Annotated in this window: 13 protein-coding genes; 11 read left to right on the plus strand and 2 right to left on the minus strand. The window is 61.6% G+C overall.

All coding sequences use genetic code 11. The annotated features are described in order from the left end of the window. Positions 1-5 precede the first annotated feature (5 nt). The 10 genes from AWB83_RS00505 to AWB83_RS00550 all read left to right on the plus strand — a co-directional run bounded on the left by AWB83_RS00505 (position 6) and on the right by AWB83_RS00550 (position 11,104). On the plus strand, positions 6-377 hold the full coding sequence (locus AWB83_RS00505) for a TIGR03745 family integrating conjugative element membrane protein (RefSeq protein ID WP_096059341.1): 372 nt from the start codon (positions 6-8) through the stop codon (positions 375-377). Between the two features lie 7 nt (positions 378-384). After that, the gene (locus AWB83_RS00510; RefSeq protein ID WP_087042300.1) at positions 385-807 is read left to right on the plus strand and encodes a TIGR03750 family conjugal transfer protein; all 423 of its coding nucleotides are present in this window, start codon (positions 385-387) and stop codon (positions 805-807) included. After that, positions 804-1,481, plus strand: coding sequence for a PFL_4703 family integrating conjugative element protein (locus AWB83_RS00515; protein WP_087042301.1), 678 nt, complete (start codon positions 804-806; stop codon positions 1,479-1,481). Before AWB83_RS00510 ends, AWB83_RS00515 begins: the two co-directional genes overlap by 4 nt. Next, positions 1,478-2,365 carry a TIGR03749 family integrating conjugative element protein gene (locus AWB83_RS00520; protein WP_087042302.1) on the plus strand — a complete coding sequence of 296 codons (888 nt, stop codon included), beginning with the start codon at positions 1,478-1,480 and terminating at the stop codon, positions 2,363-2,365. The genes AWB83_RS00515 and AWB83_RS00520 overlap by 4 nt, the downstream gene beginning before the upstream one ends. Then, positions 2,355-3,821 carry a TIGR03752 family integrating conjugative element protein gene (locus AWB83_RS00525; protein WP_087042303.1) on the plus strand — a complete coding sequence of 489 codons (1,467 nt, stop codon included), beginning with the start codon at positions 2,355-2,357 and terminating at the stop codon, positions 3,819-3,821. The genes AWB83_RS00520 and AWB83_RS00525 overlap by 11 nt, the downstream gene beginning before the upstream one ends. Beyond that, positions 3,802-4,233 carry a TIGR03751 family conjugal transfer lipoprotein gene (locus tag AWB83_RS00530; protein WP_087042304.1) on the plus strand — a complete coding sequence of 144 codons (432 nt, stop codon included), beginning with the start codon at positions 3,802-3,804 and terminating at the stop codon, positions 4,231-4,233. Before AWB83_RS00525 ends, AWB83_RS00530 begins: the two co-directional genes overlap by 20 nt. Positions 4,234-4,301: 68 nt before the next feature. Further along, positions 4,302-7,118 carry a conjugative transfer ATPase gene (locus AWB83_RS00535; RefSeq protein WP_087042557.1) on the plus strand — a complete coding sequence of 939 codons (2,817 nt, stop codon included), beginning with the start codon at positions 4,302-4,304 and terminating at the stop codon, positions 7,116-7,118. After that, positions 7,115-7,861: a DsbA family protein gene (locus AWB83_RS00540; RefSeq protein ID WP_087042305.1), complete on the plus strand. Its 747-nt coding sequence runs from the start codon at positions 7,115-7,117 to the stop codon at positions 7,859-7,861. Before AWB83_RS00535 ends, AWB83_RS00540 begins: the two co-directional genes overlap by 4 nt. Positions 7,862-8,062: 201 nt before the next feature. Then, the gene (locus AWB83_RS00545) at positions 8,063-8,560 is read left to right on the plus strand and encodes a JAB domain-containing protein (protein ID WP_087042306.1); all 498 of its coding nucleotides are present in this window, start codon (positions 8,063-8,065) and stop codon (positions 8,558-8,560) included. Positions 8,561-8,869: 309 nt separating this feature from the next. Further along, positions 8,870-11,104: a beta strand repeat-containing protein gene (locus tag AWB83_RS00550; protein ID WP_244197513.1), complete on the plus strand. Its 2,235-nt coding sequence runs from the start codon at positions 8,870-8,872 to the stop codon at positions 11,102-11,104. Between the two features lie 608 nt (positions 11,105-11,712). Here AWB83_RS00550 and AWB83_RS00555 read toward each other — a convergent pair. Both AWB83_RS00555 and AWB83_RS00560 read right to left on the minus strand, forming a co-directional pair. Further along, complete coding sequence (locus AWB83_RS00555; RefSeq protein WP_087042307.1) at positions 11,713-17,034, minus strand: RHS repeat-associated core domain-containing protein; 5,322 nt, start codon at positions 17,032-17,034, stop codon at positions 11,713-11,715. A 102-nt stretch (positions 17,035-17,136) separates the two neighbouring features. Beyond that, entirely contained in the window at positions 17,137-19,848 is a 2,712-nt protein-coding gene (locus tag AWB83_RS00560) for a beta strand repeat-containing protein (protein WP_087042308.1), read from the minus strand. Positions 19,849-20,097: 249 nt separating this feature from the next. On the opposite strand from AWB83_RS00560, the gene AWB83_RS37040 reads away from it, so the two are divergent. After that, the gene (locus AWB83_RS37040; RefSeq protein WP_244197514.1) at positions 20,098-20,607 is read left to right on the plus strand and encodes a hypothetical protein; all 510 of its coding nucleotides are present in this window, start codon (positions 20,098-20,100) and stop codon (positions 20,605-20,607) included. The last annotated feature ends 8 nt before the right edge of the window (positions 20,608-20,615 follow it).

Below are 20,615 nucleotides of genomic sequence, written 5' to 3' on the forward strand. Positions count from 1 at the left end.
TCCCCATGGCTATGCATCGTCCTTGTTCCCTCGTCGGCCGCCTCATCCGCGCCGCATGCACCGGCAGCGCTTTCGCCTTCATATCGATGCCATTGCTCGCGTTTCCGGGATTGCCCACGCTGGAAGATCCCTCGCGCGGCGCCGGCAACGGCATCCTGCAGACGCTGCAGAACTACGGCTACGACATCGTGATGCTGGTGGCGCTGCTCATCATCGCCTCGATGTTCATCGGTGTGTGCTACCACGCCTACAGCACGTACTCGGAGATTCACACCGGGCGCAAGACGTGGGGCCAATTCGGTTTGACGGTCGCCGTCGGCGCGCTGCTGCTGGTGGTGGGCATCTGGTTGCTCACCAAGGCCACCGGCATCCTGTGAGGCGCGCATGGCGAGCGACATCGACACCCTGCGCGATGGCACCGTGGCGTTCCTGCCACATCGCCTGAATCGTCAACCCGTCATCGTTCGTGGCCTGACCGCCAACGAACTGTGGATCACCGTCGGCTTGTCCGCGCTCGCAGGCATCCTCCTCGGCACGCCGCTCGCGTGGCTTACACGCAGCATCGCCATGGCGCCAACGACGATGATGGTGAGCGTCACCACCGGCATCTTTGCGGGCGGCACGCTGCTGCGTCGACAAAAGCGCGGCCGTCCGGACACGTGGCTCTATCGCCAGTGGCAATGGTGGTTGCATGGCCATATGCCGTTCCTGTCGCGCTGGATCGGTGCGCGTGTGCTGATCGTGCGCTCAGGGGCCTGGACCGTTCGCCGCACCACACGGCCCCTGCGTTCGGGAGGCGCGCAATGAGCCGCTTTCGTAACGAGGTGGCGCGGCTGGATGCACACGTGACGACCCTGCGTCGCGTCATCCTCGGTCTGTTCGTACTGATGCTGGCGCTGGTGATCGGCTGGTGGAACGCGCCGCGCCAGCTCACCATCCACATCCCGCCGGACCTACGCTCAGGCAGCACGCGCAAATGGTGGGAGGTGCCGCCCTCTTCCGTCTATGCGTTTGCGTTCTACGTATTCCAGCAGCTCAACCGCTGGCCGACCAACGGCGAAGAGGATTATCCGCGCAACATTCGCGCGCTCACCGCGTATCTCACGCCATCGTGCAAAGCGTTTCTGGACAGCGATTTTGCGTACCGACGCGACAGCGGTGAACTGCGCAACCGCGTACGCGGCATCTACGAAATTCCCGGACACGGCTACGGCGACGATCCCACCTTTCACGTGAAGGTGCTCGCGAACGACGCCTGGCTTGCCACGCTCGATCTCGCCGCTGACGAGTATTACGGCTCCGAGCAGGTCAAGCGTGCCCTCGTGCGTTACCAATTGAAGGTCGTGCGCATGGACATCGATCCGGAGAAGAACCCGTTCGGACTCGCCCTCGACTGCTACGCGTCACCGCCCGAACGGCTCGCGCTGCCTGAACTCACCCAACCGGCCGCCGCGTCCGGCGCCAGTGGAGTGCATCCATGACACGACGTGTGTTTCGTACGCTGGGCCTGATCGTGGTGCTCGCCCGTCTGGCGATTGCACCTGTGCACGCGGTGGAGGTGATGCATTGGGATCGCCTGCCACTGGCCGTGCCGCTGATCGTGGGCCAGGAGCGCGTTATCTTTCTCGATCGCGATGTGCGCGTGGGCGTGCCGGCCGACATCGCCGATCACCTGCGAGTGCAAAATGCCGATGGCGCGATCTACCTGCGCGCGAGTGCCCCGATCGAACCGTCACGCCTGCAACTGCAGGACGTCGCCAACGGCACGCTGATCCTGCTCGACATTGCCGCGCACCCGGCCGCGCCGAAGGAAGCGCCGCTTGAGCCGGTGCGCATCGTCACCGACCCTGTGCCGTCGGGCAAACCGGCGCAAACGTCGACGCACGACGATGATGCGAACGACGACACGCCCAAGTCCCCTGACACACCGGTGCCGGTGTTGCTCACGCGCTATGCCGCGCAAAGCCTGTACGCGCCGCTGCGCACTGTTGAGGCGGTGGACGGCATCGCGCCGGTGTCCGTCGATCGCACGTTGCCGTTGGACAGCCTGTTGCCCACCTTGTCCGTGCGCGCATCGGCCTGGGCCGCGTGGCGGCTCGACGACGAATGGGTCACCGCCGTCCGCTTGACCAACACGTCCACGCAACACCTCGATCTCGATCCGCGCGCGTTGCAAGGTGATTTCGTAGCGGCGACCTTCCAGCATCCGGACCTCGGACCCGCGGGTGACGACACCGATACAACGGTTGTGTATCTGGTCACGCGTGGTCATGGTCTGGGTGCATCGCTGCTACCGGCGATCCGTCCGGTCGACGTGCATCCCACGGCCCCGGCCACGACCGAAGGAGCAGGCGATGAAAAGTAACGGCCTGCTCAAATGGCTGGTCATTCCGATCCTCATGCTCGCCGTGTGGGGACTCATCAAGGGATGGACGGCCCATCGTGCGATGCCCCCGGCCGCGAATGTCGCCTCCGACACGCTGACACCTGCAGAGCTCAAGGCCCTCGGCATCGAAGGCGACTCACCGCACGACACGGTCGCCACCCTGGTCGGTCAGGTGAAAGCGCTGCGCGGCGAAATCCAGGCAGCGGTCAACGACAACCAGGCCCAGCGCGCCGAGAACGAACGCCTGCGTCAACGCGAAAGCGACATCGACCAGCGCATCCAGGCCGCCGTCAACGCCGAGCACGATCGCCCGCATGACGAACGCGATCAGGTGCAAAGCGACAAGCAACAAACGCAGGGGCTGTTGCAAGACCTGGAACGTCGGCTCAATACCCTCGATCACAAGAGCGGCACCGATCTGCCGGTGGGTCTGGGGTTGCGCGACGGCGATGGCGCGGGGTTTGCCGGTGGCGGGATGCAGTGGACCGAGCCGGCCGACAAAAGCCCACAAAGCGCGAAGCGCAACGGTTCGACACCCGCTCCCTCGACAAGTCCAGCCGGTGGTTTCGGAACGGCCGATACGGCACCCGCACAGCAAACCCTCGATACGAGCGCGACGACGTCCCTCGATGACAGTGGCACCGGCAAGTCTCACCTGCGTCCGGTCTACACGGTGCCCGCCAATGCCACCCTGATTGGCTCCATCGCGATGACCGCGCTGATCGGACGCGTCCCCGTCGACGGCACGGTCAATGATCCGTATCCGTTCAAGGTGCTGATCGGCCCCGACAACCTCACCGCCAACGGCATCGATCTGCCCGACGTGGCCGGCGCGGTGGTGAGCGGCACCGCATCCGGTGACTGGACGCTCTCCTGCGTGCGCGGACAGATCCGCTCCATCACCTTCGTCTTCCGCGACGGCACGATTCGCACCCTGCCCGCGAACGATCACGGTGCGGGGAACGACACGAACAGCAACACCACGGCCACCACCACGAATGGCGCGGCGACCACCCAAGGCGGCCTAGGCTGGATCAGCGATCCCTACGGCATTCCGTGCGTCGCGGGCGAACGGCGCAGCGACGCTGAGCAATACCTGGGTTCCCAGGCCCTGATTACCGCGGCGGGTGCCGGTGCGGCATCGCTCATTCCCAAAGGCAGTGACAACGTCTCCTACGTGTCGAGCAACGGCAACACGCTCGGCACCGTCGGCATCTCCGCCAACGAAGCCATGGGCCGCATCCTCGCCGGTGGCGTGCAGGAGATGTCGCAGTGGGTCAACAAGCTCTACGGCCAGGCCTTCGCCGCCATCTACGTCAAACCGGGCGCCAAGGTCGCCGTCCACATCGATCAACCGCTCACCCTCGACTACGACCCGAAGGGTCGCAAGGTCAATTACCGGACGGGAGGCACGCATGCGCCGGATCTCGACTAGCGCCATGATCATCGGTTGTATCGCTCTGCTTGCCGGCTGCGCGACCACGAAGGACAAGGTGTTGCCGCACGGCGACGCCTCCACGCTGGACATCTGGAACCAGCAAACCGGCGGCGGTGCGAACGCCGCGCAAGCCACGCGGCAGTTGATGGATGCGCGCCAGGCCTTACGCCGTCCGCTCACGGCCGAGGACGAAGCCGCGGCGCCTGACGACAACGCAAGCTATACGCGAACCGCCGAAAACGAAATCCATCAACTGTTCCATCGCCTGCCGAATCCCGACATGGTGATGTATGTGTTCCCGCATTTGGCCGGCACGCATCAGACGCCGGTGCCCGGTTACAGCACCGTGTTTCCGTTCTACGAGCGCGTGCAGTACGCGATGCCCGGCGAACGGACGGAGTCGTACTGATGGCATGGCACTCCTCGTTCGCCGCGCTGCGCGAGCGCTTCCTGCCCCGTCGCGATCCGCATGCCGACATGGACGATGACGGCGATGCATGGGAAACGTACGTAGGGCTTTTGCGCGCTCACGGCATCCCCGTGCCCGGATCACCGACGGGCCAGCGCCCGGCCACGGTGGCGGAGGAGCAGGCGCTCTACGTCGTCGCGCCCTCCTTCGTCGAGCTGCTGCCCTGGGTGGAATATCTCCCTGCCTCGCAGAGCATGCTGCTCGAGGACGGCGTGTCGGTCGCGGCGTTTTTCGAGCTCACCGCGGTGGGCACGGAAGGCCGGGAACCCGCATGGCTGATGCAGGTGCGCGATGCGGTCGAAAACGCCCTGCAGGATGCGTTCGACGAACTGGACGACCATCCGTGGGTGGTGCAGTTCTATGCGCAGGACGAAACCACGTGGGAGGCCTACCTGCGCCGCCTTGAGGATTACGTCCAGCCTCGCGCGCGCGAAGCCGCGTTCACCCGCTTCTACCTGCGCTTTTTTGCGCATCACCTGCGCGCCATCGCCAAACCCGGCGGACTGTTTCAGGACACGACCGTCACGCAACTGCCTTGGCGCGGGCAGTCGCGGCGCGTGCGCATGGTCGTGTACCGACGCGATGCCGACGGATCGACGCGCCGTGGTCTGTCGCCCGAACAGGCGCTCGCATCCGTCTGCGATCGCCTGACCGGAGGTCTCGCCAATGCCGGTGTGAAAGCACGGCGTTTGACGGCCTCCGATGTGCATGCCTGGCTGCTGCGTTGGTTCAACCCGAACCCGACACTGCTGGGTAACACGGCCGACGACCGCGAGCGCTTCTATCGGCTTGCCACCTATCCCGACGATCGCGACGACGACGAGCTGGAACTCGCCAGCGGCACTGACTTCGCGCAACGGCTGTTCTTCTCGCTGCCGCGTTCGGACGTCCAAACCGGCGTGTGGTCTTTCGACGGCATGCCGCATCGTGTCATCGTGCTTGATCGCCTGCGCACGCCACCTGTCACCGGCCACCTCACCGGCGAAACGCGCAAGAGCGGCGACGCGATCAATGCCCTGTTCGACCAGATGCCGGAAGACACCCTGATGGCGATGACGCTGGTCGTCACGCCGCAGGACACGCTGGAAGCCCATCTCAATTACCTGAGCAAGAAGTCGGTAGGCGAAACGCTCGCCTCCGAACAGACGCGCCAGGACGTGCAGCATGCGCGCACGCTGATCGGCAGCGCCCACAAGCTGTATCGCGGCGCGGTCGCGTTCTATCTACGCGGGCGCGACCAGGCCGAGCTCGATGCGCGCACCCTGCAGCTCACCAACGTGATGTTGGGTGCCGGCTTGCAGCCGGTGCGCGAGGACAATGAAGTCGCCCCGCTCAACAGCTACCTGCGCTGGCTGCCCTGCAACTACGACCCGGCGAAGGATCGGCGGCAGTGGTACACGCAACTCATGTTTGCGCAGCACCTCGCGAACCTCGCGCCGGTGTGGGGACGCAGCCAGGGCACCGGGCATCCCGGTATCACACTGTTTCATCGCGGCGGCGGCACGATCACGGTCGACCCGCTCAACCGCCTCGACCGGCAGATGAACGCGCACCTGTTCCTATTCGGGCCGACGGGTTCCGGCAAGTCGGCCACACTCAACAATCTGCTGGTGCAGGTGACGGCGATCTACCGGCCACGGCTCTTTATCGTGGAAGCCGGCAACTCGTTCGGCTTGTTCGGCGACTTTGCGCAGCGGCTCGGCCTGAGCGTGCATCGGGTACGGCTGTCGCCCGGTTCGGGCGTGAGTCTCGCACCGTTCGCCGACGCGCACCGCCTGATCGACACGCCGAGCGACGTGCAGACGCTCGATGTGGATGCACTGGACGAACCGACGACCGGTGCCCCCGAGGGCGACGAGCAGCGTGATGTGCTGGGTGAACTCGAAATCACCGCGCGCCTGATGATCACCGGCGGCGAAGACAAGGAAGAAGCACGCATGACACGAGCGGATCGCAGCCTGATCCGCCAGTGCATCCTCGATGCCGCCCATCACTGCGCGCGCGAACAACGCACCGTGCTCACGCGCGACGTGCGCGACGCCTTGCGCGAGCGCAGTCGCGATGCGTTGCTGCCCGAGGTGCGTCGTGCGCGTCTGCTTGAGATGGCCGATGCGATGGACATGTTCTGCCAGGGCGTGGACGGCGAGATGTTCGACCGGCCGGGCACACCGTGGCCCGAGGCCGATATCACGATCGTCGATCTCGCCACCTTCGCGCGCGAGGGCTACAACGCGCAACTTTCCATCGCCTATATCTCCCTGATCAACACGGTCAACAACCTCGCCGAGCGCGACCAGTTTCTGGGCCGGCCGATTATCAACGTGACGGACGAAGGCCACATCATCACCAAGAACCCGCTGCTCGCGCCGTATGTCGTCAAGATCACCAAGATGTGGCGCAAGCTCGGCGCCTGGTTCTGGCTCGCCACGCAAAACCTCGACGACCTGCCGAAGGCGGCCGAGCCGATGCTCAACATGATCGAGTGGTGGATCTGCCTCTCGATGCCACCGGATGAAGTAGAGAAGATCGCGCGCTTCCGCGAACTGAGTCCCGCGCAGAAAGCACTGATGCTGTCGGCACGCAAGGAAGCGGGCAAGTACACGGAGGGTGTTATCCTGTCGCGTTCGATGGAGCTGCTGTTCCGCGTCGTGCCGCCAAGCCTGTACCTCGCGCTCGCCATGACAGAACCGGAAGAGAAGAACGAGCGCTACCAGTTGATGCAGCAATACGGCATCAGTGAACTGGAGGCGGCGATCCGCGTGGCTGAACGCATCGATCGTGCACGCGGCATCGTCACGCCGACGCTGGAGGGCTTTGCGCCATGAGGCCCTGGTATGCCCTCAACCACACTTGGCGCAAGGTATCGCTCGTCCATCGACGCGCTGTGCTCAGCACGATCGTGGGCATCGCCCTCGTGGCGGTGATCGCGATGGTTGTCGGCGTACGGCATCGATCGCCATCACCTTCCACTGCAACACCGCCATGGGTCTACGGCAACGTGCAGGCGCGTTACACCCTCGTCGAGTACGCCGATCTCGAATGCCCCTATTGCAAAGCGTATTTCCCGGTGCTGAAGGCGTGGATCGACACGCATCCCGAGGTGAACTGGCAGTGGCAACATCGTCCGCTCGCCCTCCACGAACCGGCGGCGACACGTGAAGCCTGGCTGGCCGAATGCGCCGGGAGAACGAACGGCAATGCCGGCTTCTGGCGTGCGGTGACGTGGATCTATGCGAACACGCGTGGTGACGGTGAAGGATGGCCGGCATCGGCAGCCTTTCCGCAAACCTCGCGGAAGCTGAAGGCATGTCTCCAAAATCCCGACGTCGGCAAAGCGGTTCAAGCCCAAGCGGAGGCAGCTAGCCGCGCGGGTATCGATGCGACGCCGACGGTGAAGCTGGTGGACCGCTCGTCAGGCAAGACCCTCGTGCTCGAGGGTGCTGTCGACGGTGACACGTTGCTGTCCGCCATGGATTGGCTGGCCGATTCGTCGCGAATCAGTGCACCTCCTACGTCCGTCACCGGCGGCCCTCAAACGCGCAGCGCGCGCTCATCGAGTAACCCGTAGCCCGCGGTCTTCCAGGCTACGCACGGCATGCGCCGTGTGACCGCGCCAGCCCGCGTGCATCGTCTTGGCGGGCACTCGTTGGTCAACGAGCGATGCATGCTCTTTGTCGCTCCAATCGGAGCATGATCGTCCCACACTGCGGGAGAGAATCTCTCCCGTGCGGCGAGGCCTCCTGCGCTTTTTTCATTCAGGAGGTTCTTTATGTTTGCCTTGCCCACGCTTGCCGATCGTCCGTGTCTGACTTCATCGACGCTTACGCACTCGGAACAGCAACTCATCCAGGATGCCATCGCCGTGATGGAACGACGTCTATTCCAGCGCGGACCGGCGCTCACCAGCCCGCAGCGGGTGGTCGATTACCTGCGGCTCACCCTGACGCGGGAAGACCGCGAAGTTTTCACGGTGGTCTTTCTCGACACGCACCATCGCGTGATCGCCGTAGAACCGCTGTTCTTCGGCACCATCGATGGCGCGCAGGTCGCACCCCGCGTCATCCTGCAGAGAGCCTTGCTTCTTCACAGCGCCGCCCTCATCGCGGCCCATAATCATCCGTCAGGTGCTACCGTGCCTAGCGACGCAGATCGCACACTGACCACGGAACTGACGGCCCTACTCCGACGAGTCGATATCCGGTTGCTCGACCATCTCGTCATCGGTCAAGGCGAACCGTTTTCGTTTGCCTCGGCTGGCTTGCTTTAGTTCATCGGCGCCTCTCTTCGGGGCGCCTTTTTCCATATCACCCACGTGCATCGCTTCCGTGAAGGAGGAACGTGGCCGTGCAGAAAAGCCGGTGGCGATGGCATGCGGTTTTCTCGCAGCGGCAGAGGCGTTCTTTTGGCGAACTAGCAACGTAGCCCGTTTCCTTTTGCGCCTTCACGATGCGCTCGCGCTCGCACAACCGTCCACCGTGACGTCCGCCTGAAACGATGCTCGACGTTTGAGTGGCTCGGCAGCACTTGCACCGCTCGAGTCGCCCTGCTCCATCCGCTCGATCAAGGGAATGACATCATGACGATGGCTGATCACCTTCCGATGCGCGTACGACGCACCGGAACATTCGCACGCTTGCCCCGCCACCCGCATATCATCACAGGCATCAGCCTCGCGCTTTTGGGTACGCCCACGTGGGCACAGTTCACATGCGTGGATTCGAGCGGTACAGCGCAGCGAGCTTCCGCCACCTACACGACCGACACCGCATGCGGCCAAGGTGCGGTGGCGAACGGTGCAGGTCCACAAACCGGCTGGGCAACGGCGTTCGGAGCCGGAGCTACGGCGAGCTATACCGGCGCTACAGCGATCGGCGCGAACGCCATCGCCGCGTACAACAACGACGTCGCCGTGGGCCCTGGTGCCAATGCGAATTCCGCGCCGAACGGCGGCGGTGCCGGCGCGGTCGCCATCGGCACAGCAGTTGCCAGCGGCGCGGCAACCGTCGCGATCGGCGGCAATGCGGACGCGATCGGTGATAGGGCCATCATGCTCGGCAACGGATCAGCCCAGGGCAACGGCGCCGTGGCGATTAATGCGTTTGCAACGGCCCGTGCATCCACGGCCCTAGGTTATCTCGCACAGGCTATGAATCCGTTCGATGTGGCGCTCGGTGCCAATGCCATCACTGCGGCGCCGGATAATGGCCCGACGACGCTTTTTGGCATCGCGGCCGCGGGCACGTCGACGGGCGTCGTGTCGGTAGGCGCCGCCAGCGGCGCCATGATCTTTCAGCGGCAGATCCAGAACGTCGCGCCAGGCGTCATCAGTGCCGGCAGCACGGATGCGATCAACGGGAGCCAGTTGTACGCCGTTGCGGGAGGCGTCGATAACCTCGGCCAATCCGTGGCGAGTGCGTTGGGAGGATCGGTGATCTACAACTGGGCCAGCGGCCAAATCACCGGCACGTCGTTCGTGATTCAGGGCACACCGTACACCACCGTCAACGATGCTTTCGGGGCGGCGGATACCGCCATCACCACGAATCACACGCAGCTCGCCGATCTCACCACCGGCATCAACAACGGCACCATCGGCCTCGTGCAGCAAGCTGGCGGCGCACCTGGCAACGGAACGCTGACACTGGGCGCGCAGACCGCCGGCACGACGGTGACTATCGCAGGGACGGCCGGCACCCGTCAGCTCACAGGTCTCTCCCCCGGCACGGTGTCGGCCACCAGCAGTGATGCCGTGACCGGTGCGCAACTCTATGCTGCCACACAGACGGCAAGTGGCAGCTGGACGTTGGCAACGGGCGCCACCGGCAGCGGCCAGGTCGGCGGCAGCGCCGCTCAAAACATCCCAACCGGCGCGACTGTGACGGTGACGGCCGGCAACAACGTAGCCCTCACACAAAACGGCTCCGAGATCACGATTGGCACCAGCACGACGCCGACGTTCGCGGCCGTGACGACGTCGAGCCTCACACTCTCACCCGATTCTTCCGTGAACATGGGGGGCAATGTGCTGCACAACGTCGCACCTGGCGTGGCAGCCACGGATGCGGCGACGGTCGGGCAATTGACGGCGGCCATTGGCGCTGGCAGCGCGAACGCCGTGCAGTACGATACCGCCGCGCACAGTAGCGTCACGCTCAACCCAGATGGAGCACCGGCGAGTCTTCGCAATGTCGCGGCGGGCGCGGTGTCGGCCACCAGCACCGACGCCGTCAATGGCAGCCAGCTTTATACAACCAATCAGGCGATGAACCAGATACGGACTGTCGCCAACAGTGCGATGACGACCGCCACCACTGCCAATACCACCGTCAATAATGTGGTCGCGGGTCACGCCGGCCTCGTACAGACCGACGGCACCACGATCACCGTCGGCAAGAGCGATACCGCGACGCGCATCGATATCAGCGGTGCCGACGGTACGCGCACGTTAGCGGGGCTGGCGGCCGGCGTGGCCGCAAATGATGCAGCGACGGTCGGTCAGGTTTGGACGAACAGTCAGCAGGTACTTGGTCAAGCGAATGCCTACACCGATCGGCAGTTCAGCGTGCTCGATCGGCGCCTCGATGCTCTGGGTGCAGCAGCGATGGCTGCGACGTCATTGATTCCCAATGCGCGCGCCGAGGGGAAATTTCAGGGCGCTGCTGCAGCGGGCACCTACGGCGGCGCCACGGCGCTAGCCGTGGGCGCCAACTACTGGGTCTCGAATCGCCTGCTACTGAATGCGCATATTTCCCAGGGAGTTGGCGATGGCGCAAGGACGGGCGCATCGGTTGGAGCCACCATCGGCTTTTGACACCCTACTCAAAGGAGTTTTTCGAGTTGACCACGGCACGCCTCCGCTCAGGCCCAATTTTACGAGCATCATCTGCTCGTCCTTGTGAAGCGGCGCGTTGGCATTGCCAGTAACCTCACGACTTTTTAGTCCCCCGATTGCCCATCTCAGTCACTCGCCATACTTGAACCCATATCTGATTGAGCGATTCTTTAAAAGCGAGGCCATTACGTCAGACCACTGCTCGATGGCTTGCTCGCGTGACGTCGAGGTCTGCGATAGTAACGGGCGATTTTTATCGCTCATCGCTTTGCTTGTGGAATGTGTCTACTTGGCATCAGGTGGAATGAGTGGCATGTCGCTGTAAGTCACGACGCCCAAACGAGCAAGCTTCGCTTGCTCGTCCCGCTTAGCGGTGTGCTGGCATCAAGAGTGCGCTTAACGGAACTCCAGTAGTCCGCTTACTCAGCTGTCCTTCTTTCGATCTTCCCATTCCGCGATCAATCCATTCAGCAAAAGTGACGCCGCAGCCAGCCCTAGCGCAATCCAAAAATTCATGCCAAGGAGATATCTAGCAACAACGCCAACAACACAACAGATAAGGGCAAATACGATGAAATGTCGAATGCTCATTTGCAGCCACACCCCGTACCATTAATGTCCAAATTAGAAAAATAGCCAGCTACAGCATCAGCGGCGGGCGCATTAAACAACGTAGACGTGCGGCCTGCCGCAGCTTGCACAGCCTCATCAGTTCCATATTTACCCAGCATTTGCTCATAGGTATATGCACGATAGCTTGTAGCGATGCCGCCGCGGAAAACAGCCTTCAACGCATTGCGTCCAGCACTGGCTGCTAGACCGTCAACTGCCACCTTCGAGATTACTTTAGCCGAGGCCGCATAACCAAGACGCCCTACTCCAACAAACAGGGAAGCGTACCCGCCGTATTTGTACGCCTCAGAACAACGATCTGGACCAGCAATATCGTATTCAGCCCGAAGCAATGGACCGATGCCAAAAGAAAGATCATCGGCCATGCCAAGGGCAAAATTATAAATAGGGGTGGGGATTGCTGGAGGAAGCCACAGGCCATAGGGATCGTTGTAATCCAAAGGATCTGCACCGGCGTAACCATAAAACGTGAGCTGCCCGCCTAGGAACTCCGCAGGATCTTCACTGATATATCCGCCCATCATCGGGCTGTAATATCGCGCGCGGTAGTAGTAGAGCGCCGACGTATCGGCTTCGCGGCCGGTGAACTGGTACGGGTTCGTGAATCCCGTCGTCGTATCATTCGGCGTGACGTTGCCGTACGGGTCGTAGCTGTATTGCTGTTTGATCGCCCCCATCGAATCAGTCAACGCAATCGTGGTGTTGAGCAGGTCCGCTAGGAAGTACGTTCGCCCAGTCACGTCGTTTCGCGCAAATCGCTCATCAACGCCGAGCCCCACCAGAATCGGATTGATCGCGCTCCCTTGCGTTTCTTGCACGGCGTTATTGCCGTCATACAGGAACTGTGTTGCCGTTCCTTGCATCGTCTTGCTGATACGACGGCCTAACGCGTCATAGCTGAAGCTCAGTCGTGCGGTTCCACCCTGGCTGATCTGCGTTAACTGATTGCGCGCGTTCCACGTATAGGTGTTCGTGCCGTCACTGGTCAGGTTGCCGTTCGCATCGTACGTCAGCGCCTGACCGCTGAAGCTCGTCTCCCGATCATTAAGGTCGAACGTCGCCGGCTGCGTGGTGGCGGTCGGCAGCACGTCCGTCGCAAACGTGCCGCTCTTGCTGATGATCCGGCCATCGGCATCGTAGCCGTATGTCAGGTTGCCTAGGCTGGTGCCGTTGTTCTGGTTATACGTGAGCCCGGCTAACTCACTGGCATTGTCATAGCCGTAGTTGACAGTGATACCGTTGGGCAGCGTCAGCGTGGTGCGGCGATTATCGGCGTCGTACGCCAGTTGCACCGTTTCGCTGCCTTGGGTGATACCGGTCAAGCGATTGGCGTTGTCGTAGGTGTAAGTGGCGGTCGCCTGCGCAGCCGCCGTCATGCCGGTGCGTCGGCCGGCCGCATCGTACGTGTAGCTGAGACTACCTTGCGCGCTGCTGGTGCCGGTGACGCGGTCCAAGTCGTCGTAGCCCCAACTCAAGGTGCCGCTGGCGGAGTCCACGAGGCTAGTCAGGCGGTTGCCAGCATCGTAGTTGGCTTGGGTGCCGGAGCCGTCGGCGTAGGACACCAGGCTGCGCCGGTTGAGCGCGTCGTAGCTGATTTCCGTGATCTGCCCTTTGCGGTCGGTGTGGGTGAGCACCTGGCCCAGGCCGCTATACGCCCACGATTCGCTTTGGTTCATCGCATCCGTGCGGGTGATCAGCCGGTTGCGGTTGTCGTAGACGTAGGTAATGACGCCGGTGTTGGGCAGCGCCACGCTCGTGAGGTTGCCGTTGCCGTCGTAGTTGAGCGTGGTGGTCTGGTTGAGCGCGTCCGTAGCCGACACTACACGGTCATTGGTGTCGTAGGCGACCAACGTTACATTGCCCAGAGGATCGCGCGTCGCGGTGCGGCGACCGAGCGTATCGGTCACATAATGGATGCTTCGGCCCAAAGGGTCGGTGATGCGGCTCAAGTCGTAACCGTTGTAACCAAAGCTCACTTTGTTACCCAATGCGTCGGTCGCCGCGCGAGGCTGGCCAGCGGTATTGCAGGTAATTGTGCTCGCGTGGTTGAGCGGGTCAGTGACTTGCGTGAGGCAGCCGTTGGTGTAGCCAAACTGCGTGACGTGACCCAGCGGATCGGTGACCGAGGCCAGTTGGTTGTAGTCGGTGGTGTAGGTTAATTGCGTCGTCACGGCATTCGTCGTCCCGGCTAAACGCGTCACACTGGTAACGTTGCCGAGTGCATCGTAGCTATAGGCCGTTTTTCGGCCCAGCGCATCGGTTTCGCTATCGACGAGACCGGACGCCTCACGGACGTAGGTGGTGGTTTGCGCCAAGGCGGTGCCATAGGCATAAGTGTCCGTTGCGGTGTAACCACTGACCGGATCGAAGGTGACGTTTTCGTTGTTGCCGTTGGGGTCCGTGATGGTGGCCGCGGTCACGTTGTTATGGGTGTCCGTCGTGTACACAAATTGGTAGGCCGTATGATCCGCATACGTCTGCATGCTTACACGGCCGTTGGCGTCGTAGACGTTCGTCACCCACGCATTGCCGCGCCGATCCTGCATGGTCAGCATGCGTTTGTTACTGTCGTAGGTGTATTTCTCGCTAGTTTTATCAGGAAAATCCACCTCGGCCAACGTGCCGGTACTGTTATAGCGGTAGCTGATGGCACGACCGCTATTATCGGTGGCGGTGCTGATGCGGTTGCCGCTGTCGTAGTTGAGCGTGATGCTGCGGCCACTGGGCGATATCAGTTGATCGACCAGACCACCGTTGTAGTTCAAGGTCAGCGCGTTGCCGAAGCGGTCTTTTATCCATAGCAATTGATTGGGCACCTCGGACTGAAAGCCCATGGTGGTGCCGTCTTTCAGGGTAATGATCCAGATTTCGCTAGGACTGTTGAAGAACTGCAGCGTTGCGCCGTAGAAGGCCGAGTCGGTACCGGTGTGTTCCCATACAGTGCCGGCTAACGGCCAGGTGGTCTGTGTGCCAGCCACGATATTGAAGACGAGGCCCTCGCCACTGGCCAAGACCAATTGCAGCGTGTTGAACGAGCTATCCGCACTGTACAGGTGCATACCAAAGAACGCATTGGCGCCAATGCCGAACACATGCGAATTGCTGTCCGCCGAGGAATACTTGCGGTCCAGCGACAAGGGCATGATGTCATTGACCTTCAAGTCGTTCCACGTGTTGTAGAACGCACCGGTTTGCACGTCGATAGGTTCTGCGACTGCTTTGTTGTTGGGCTTTTGCGTGGTGGGCGGATTGGCATTGCCTGCCGACACACCTGCGCCCATCGCCCATACGAGAGCGACGCCGGGATCCGGTGCCATATGCAAACCGTCCCGCGTCACATGGCCGCCGCCGTACATCCTCCATCCATCCTGCGCACTGTAGACCCAGAAATTACCAGGGGTATTGGGTTTGTCATGGCCATAGTTGGGATAGACCACGCGCATGCCTTTGGCCGCATCTGGCGTTAGGCCCTGTACCACCGCATCGCCCGGCTGGATGGTGAAGTACATCGGGAAGTTGTCAGGCAGCGGGAAGGGAGCGTGGTCGACGGGTGTGGGCACAATGGCGACATGCGTAAGGACATGGCCATCTTTGTCTTTGAACACCGCTCCGGCGGGGATGCGCAGCTCCAGGCCGGGCATGTCCGGATGTTGCAATACCACTTCGCGCGTGGTTGGTGACGGCAGAGTGATCTCATCGCGCGGCAAGATACGCGGCAAGTACATCACGTACGGCATGTGCGTGATGGCCTTGGCTTTGACATCTGCACCCACGAGAAACCGGCCATAGTGCACGTCGTCGTGACTGGCAGGAGCGCCATCGACGAAGACATGCTCGCGACCTTCATGCAGTCCCTTGAGCACAAACACGCCACGCGCATCGGTGTAGACCGTCTCATCACCGACGCTTATGGCCACATGAGCGACGGGCTTTTCATCGATCTGACGAACCTGTCCAATCAGCACAGTGTCGTCCTTGCTCAAACGCGCCTCCAAGGCACGGGTGTCGGGGAGGCTTTGATGGGCGGCATATAAGCGCCAGTGGTCGCCGGTGGACGTGGGCGCGTTATTCTGGCCTGGATAAAACGCGCCATCGCGCACATAGCCGTGAGCGCGACAGAGTTGATCGTCGTGTAGCGTGCAAGACTGCACGCCACCACCGGCCATCAGAGACAACGGCGGTTCATTGCTCTCATATGAAGTTGGCAGCGTTGGCGACGGCATGGCACCCTGCCCGGCCATCACCACACCCGTGGCAACATGGCGTGCGGTGGTGAAACCGACCGCCGTATAAGGCACGAGATGACCGCTCGCGGTCTGCAACCCTTTGACGAAGAGTGTATAGCGTGACCCTGGATAGAGATCATCGGGCAATTGCACGAAGGCTTGACGACCCTCATTAGTCGCAACCACGTGAATCGGCACCGCACCTTCCGGACCGATCAGGGTGACGGTTTTGGGATCGAGCGTGCGCACGTCCATGGCCGTGCCAAAGCGCAGGTTTAATGGCCCCTGCAACGGTGCCGATTTCACGTCGACGTCCGGCAGTGCTGCGATCAGCGGCGCCGAAGTTCGAGTAGCGGCAACGGCGCTTAGGCGTTGTGTATGCAGATCGAAGCGTTCCGCCACAGCCACCGGCAAACCGCGTGCATCCACACCGCCTTCCAAGCGAATCGAGCCATCGGGTTGCAGGTCAGCATCGCCGTCGATACGTGGGATTGAGGCATCATGCACCACCGCGACTTGATGCGATTGAGGTGCCCATACCAACGCCTCGGTCGCCGGCCTGCCATCGGCGGACCAGCCACCGGTCATCAACAAGGACCCATTGCTCAATACCGTGAGGCTGTGACCGGCCCGGGCAGGCAAACCCAAAAGACCGGTCGGCACGAATCGCTCTCTGCGGGGATCGAACCATTCGCCGGTGTCCAGCACATGGCCCTTAGCATCAATGCCCCCCCAAAACAGCACTTGGCCGCCAGGCATCACAGTGACGGAGGCGAAGCGCCGAGTTTCAGGTAACGGCAGGCGCTTACGACCCGTTTTGTCGCTGATGTAGGCAGTACCTTCAGTCCCGGCAACATTGAGCATACGCCCATCCGGTAGCAGGACGCGGCTGGTTTCAGCACTATCCGGCACGGCGTAAAGATGGCCGTTGATGATCACGTGTTCCGGCGACTTTGCTGCAGGCAGCGATAGCGCAGCGGTTGTGAGCAGGCCGAACGTCACCGCTGCAAATACGGTCGCACGACCGATCGTCATCCCTTTCACATTCATTGCCGAATCCTCAGGCCTGTCATCGTGTACAGCGACATAAACGTATCCATGCCCTCGTAAAAGCTACTTTCCATCGTGGTGCCTTCCATCTGCTGGCTCATATCAGTTGGCCGGGGCGGGCTTGAGTGACAGCTGTGCGCTGGAAGCCTGCGCATCACCGGTATAAGTAATTACCGTGTACGTGCCCGCGCTCAGGTTCGATAGGTTGACGGTGTTGGAGCTTGTTGCGTTGAAGCTGGTGGATGCGTTTGTTGGCGTGATGGTGCCGACGCTTGGGTCGTACACATTTACATAAACGGTATCCGACGAAACGCCAGAGAGCGTTAGCGTGTAGGAGTCGCCCGTGTTGGCGGTAAACGTAGTACGTTCTACTTGACCGACGCCTAAGGCGACATTTGATGTTCCGCCTGCGATTAGTGCCGGTCCCACCACATCCGGCTGCACCGTCGCATTGAACGCCACCACATCATTGCTGTACCACGGCACGACCTGGATCGTGTACGTCCCGCCCGCCAGGTTCCATACCGGCAACCGGCACTCGCTGGTGCTGCCCCGGCAGCTGCCGCTGGCGAGGTTCGTGCCGTTGGCATCGAGCACGTTGATGTGGACCGGATCGCCGTTGGTGTTTTGCAACTGGTCGATCAGCACTTCCAGGTTGTCGCCTGCGTTCGCGGTGAACGGCACGTTGGCCGTTTCGCCGGCCAGGTACCCTGTATAGGTGCCGGCCTGCCCATTTGTTGACGCTGTCACCGCCGCCAGTGTCATCTGCAACGAGGCGGGCAAGCCGGTGGTGGACACCACCACCGTGTACGTGCCCGTCGCCGGCAGGTTGCTCAGTTGCAGCGTGCCGCTGCCGGTGTAACTGGTACTGAGCAACGCATTGGTCGTCAGGATCGTGCCCGGGCTGTAGACCGATACCTGCACGGGCTGGCCGCTCGGCGTGGTGGTGATCCCGGCGATACTGAGCGACAGGTCCTGACCGGCGGTGGCATTGAGCGTGAACCGTTCGACCTGGCCGTTAGCCAGCGTCGCCGTCACTGGCGTGTTGAGCGCCAACGCTCCGCCCACGACATCCGGCTGCACCGTCGCATTGAACGTCACCACGTCATTGCCCCACCACGGCACGACCTGGATCGTGTACGTCCCACCCGCCAGGTTCCATACCGGCAACCGGCACTCGCTGGTGCTGCCCTGGCAGCTGCCGCTGGCGAGGTTCGTGCCGTTGGCATCGAGCACATTGATGTGGACCGGATCACCGTTCGTGTTCTGCAGGTGATCGATCAGTACTTCCAGGTTGTCGCCTGCGTTTGCGGTGAATGGCACGTTCGCCGTTTGGCCGGCTGAGTATCCTGAGAAAGCTGCCGAAGCTTCACCGACTACCACGTTGTCACCGGATACAACGGCAGCCTGTGCAGTGCCCGTTGCATTCGCTCCGGGCGAAACGATGAGCTGGTAAGAGCCCGTCATAGGAACAGGGATCGGCAGCGTCGCTATGGTAGCGGTGGCTACGCTCGTGAGCGCCTGATAGGCAGGAGTCAAAATCGCGTAAGAGATGAGCTGATTTGCTGGATTCGTGGATAGTGTACTAACCTGCAACGTCAATGGTTGACCCGCGACCGCGGGAACTATCAGTCGCTCGCTCTGACCGGCAAAAGCCGTCGTCACACTAGATTGTGAGGCAGATACAGTGCGGTCTTTTTCGGATGTAACGACGAATTGCACGCCAGAAGCAGCCGACTGAAACGCTACAAGGTACGTACCGCCTACGCTCAATTGATGAACGTGAATAGATGAGTTTGATGCCGAAACAGTACCCTGTTGAACAACTGCGTTAGTAGGACTGTAGATCGAGTAAGTCAACGTTCCAGCAGTTGTGGCGATGTTTGCCAACTGCAAACTAACCCACGCGCCTGATTGACCATTGAAAGTCACCAACCCTTCCTGACCAGCAGAAGCGATCGTCACGGTCGCGTTTGTGACACTGCCCTGCAGATAACTCACGCTTGAGACATTGCTTGCGGACATACCGCCCGGAAGCACGATTATCGGGTTAGCGCTCCTGGCTTTTCCGTAAGGGTTAGCGACAGTTACGTAGCCGCTCTTTGTACTATTTGAAACAGGAAATTGAATCTGCGTATCCGACACCAGGCCAGGAATCACTGTGGCGCCGCCCATGTCCGTGTCAGGCGCCATACCAGATGGCTCAAAATGCGATCCGGCCACGGTAACGGTGCCACCGACACTGACCAAAACCGGAGCAATCGAAGTTATGACGGGTGCGAGACCGGTGCCATCCACGGAAAAAGACGTGGCGCTTGTTGCCGCCTGTGAATCCGCCGCAATGGAGATGGGGCCGCTGGTTGCTCCTGCAGGAACGTGCACGGTCAATTGCGACGCAGTCGCCTCCGTTACCGGCGCCGTCGTTCCATTGAAGGCGACCACGTCGTTGGCCGCGTTAGGATCAAAATCCTGCCCCTGGATAATGACTTCAGTGCCCAATTCGCCATGCGTAGGCGAAAACGCAAAGATCGCCAACTGACTCGTGGCGATCGGCGTACTGACTTGGCGGGTATGGCCGAGGGTGTTGTAACCGTACTGGGCGCTAGTGCTGTTCCCCGCGGTCACCGCCACAATACGCCCATTGGCATCGTAGACGTAACCGGTCGATTGGGCTTGAACGGCGCCGCTCCCGAACGCGGCACTACAGAGCAACCAGAAAATCCAAGCGATCAGGTGTTCTCCTGATCCGTATCGCCACGTCAAGCCAAATCGACGGATACGGCCCCGGCCTGCTCCGCTGCGCTGCGACTTCATATGCACGTCCCTATCTGCCGCTTCCTTGGAAACGGTCGGCTTGATATGAAAACTTGAACCCCTTAAAAAGCCCCTCGTCCCTCTTCCACGGCGTGAAAGGACCGTGAAGCCATCACGTTGTCATCGCAACAAATTCAGCGTGAAGAATTTGTGAAATTTCACAGTAGGCAGACGCAGTGTTGTTGTGGTCTCATGGAGCGGCCTTGTAATGGGATGAGGCACGCTGGGACTGACCGCCTCGAGGGAATCATGCACCGCCGTTTAGGACACCTGTCGCTGACCGTCACGCTGGGAGCACTGCTTGCTGCGTGTAACCATCCAACCACGCCCGCCCTCACCTCTTCCAACCCCTCGATAGGCTCCAGCGCGCTGGCCCAGCCAGCCGCAACCGCCAGCGACAGCACATGGGGCAACTACCTTGCTGGGCAAGGTAAGCTTTACGGCAAAGATGTGAGCATGCGGCCCTATATCTACGTGATTCCGGCCGGCGCGAACCCCGCCGCCAAGGCAAGACGCCAAAGCGAAGTCGATTCGGTGGTACACAGCATCGGGTCCATCGTGTTACCAGGCGGCATGCTGATCGTTGGCGGCTCCGATCCCAAGCAGACCACTGCGTTTCTCGGCGACGTGGCCAAACAGGTAAAGGCTGATTCGCTTAAAGGCATCGTGGTGATGGTGGTGAGCGATGCCTCCGAGCAAGCGGCGGTGACCGGCACGCTCAAGGCCAGCGGCGCGACCGTGCGCTTCGTGACGATGTAATCAAGCTC

Source organism: Caballeronia ptereochthonis, from assembly GCF_001545075.1.
Classification (GTDB): domain Bacteria; phylum Pseudomonadota; class Gammaproteobacteria; order Burkholderiales; family Burkholderiaceae; genus Caballeronia; species Caballeronia ptereochthonis.

Excerpts from the sequence above, each read along its gene's own strand:
- AWB83_RS00560 (WP_087042308.1), bottom strand. The coding sequence starts at position 19,848 with ATGAAGTCGCAGCGCAGCGGAGCAGGCCGGGGCCGTATCCGTCGATTT.
- AWB83_RS00540 (WP_087042305.1), top strand. The coding sequence starts at position 7,115 with ATGAGGCCCTGGTATGCCCTCAACCACACTTGGCGCAAGGTATCGCTC.
- AWB83_RS00555 (WP_087042307.1), bottom strand. The coding sequence starts at position 17,034 with ATGAATGTGAAAGGGATGACGATCGGTCGTGCGACCGTATTTGCAGCG.
- AWB83_RS00505 (WP_096059341.1), top strand. The coding sequence starts at position 6 with ATGGCTATGCATCGTCCTTGTTCCCTCGTCGGCCGCCTCATCCGCGCC.
- AWB83_RS00545 (WP_087042306.1), top strand. The coding sequence starts at position 8,063 with ATGTTTGCCTTGCCCACGCTTGCCGATCGTCCGTGTCTGACTTCATCG.
- AWB83_RS00510 (WP_087042300.1), top strand. The coding sequence starts at position 385 with ATGGCGAGCGACATCGACACCCTGCGCGATGGCACCGTGGCGTTCCTG.
- AWB83_RS37040 (WP_244197514.1), top strand. The coding sequence starts at position 20,098 with ATGCACCGCCGTTTAGGACACCTGTCGCTGACCGTCACGCTGGGAGCA.
- AWB83_RS00515 (WP_087042301.1), top strand. The coding sequence starts at position 804 with ATGAGCCGCTTTCGTAACGAGGTGGCGCGGCTGGATGCACACGTGACG.
- AWB83_RS00535 (WP_087042557.1), top strand. The coding sequence starts at position 4,302 with ATGGACGATGACGGCGATGCATGGGAAACGTACGTAGGGCTTTTGCGC.
- AWB83_RS00520 (WP_087042302.1), top strand. The coding sequence starts at position 1,478 with ATGACACGACGTGTGTTTCGTACGCTGGGCCTGATCGTGGTGCTCGCC.
- AWB83_RS00530 (WP_087042304.1), top strand. The coding sequence starts at position 3,802 with ATGCGCCGGATCTCGACTAGCGCCATGATCATCGGTTGTATCGCTCTG.
- AWB83_RS00525 (WP_087042303.1), top strand. The coding sequence starts at position 2,355 with ATGAAAAGTAACGGCCTGCTCAAATGGCTGGTCATTCCGATCCTCATG.
- AWB83_RS00550 (WP_244197513.1), top strand. The coding sequence starts at position 8,870 with ATGACGATGGCTGATCACCTTCCGATGCGCGTACGACGCACCGGAACA.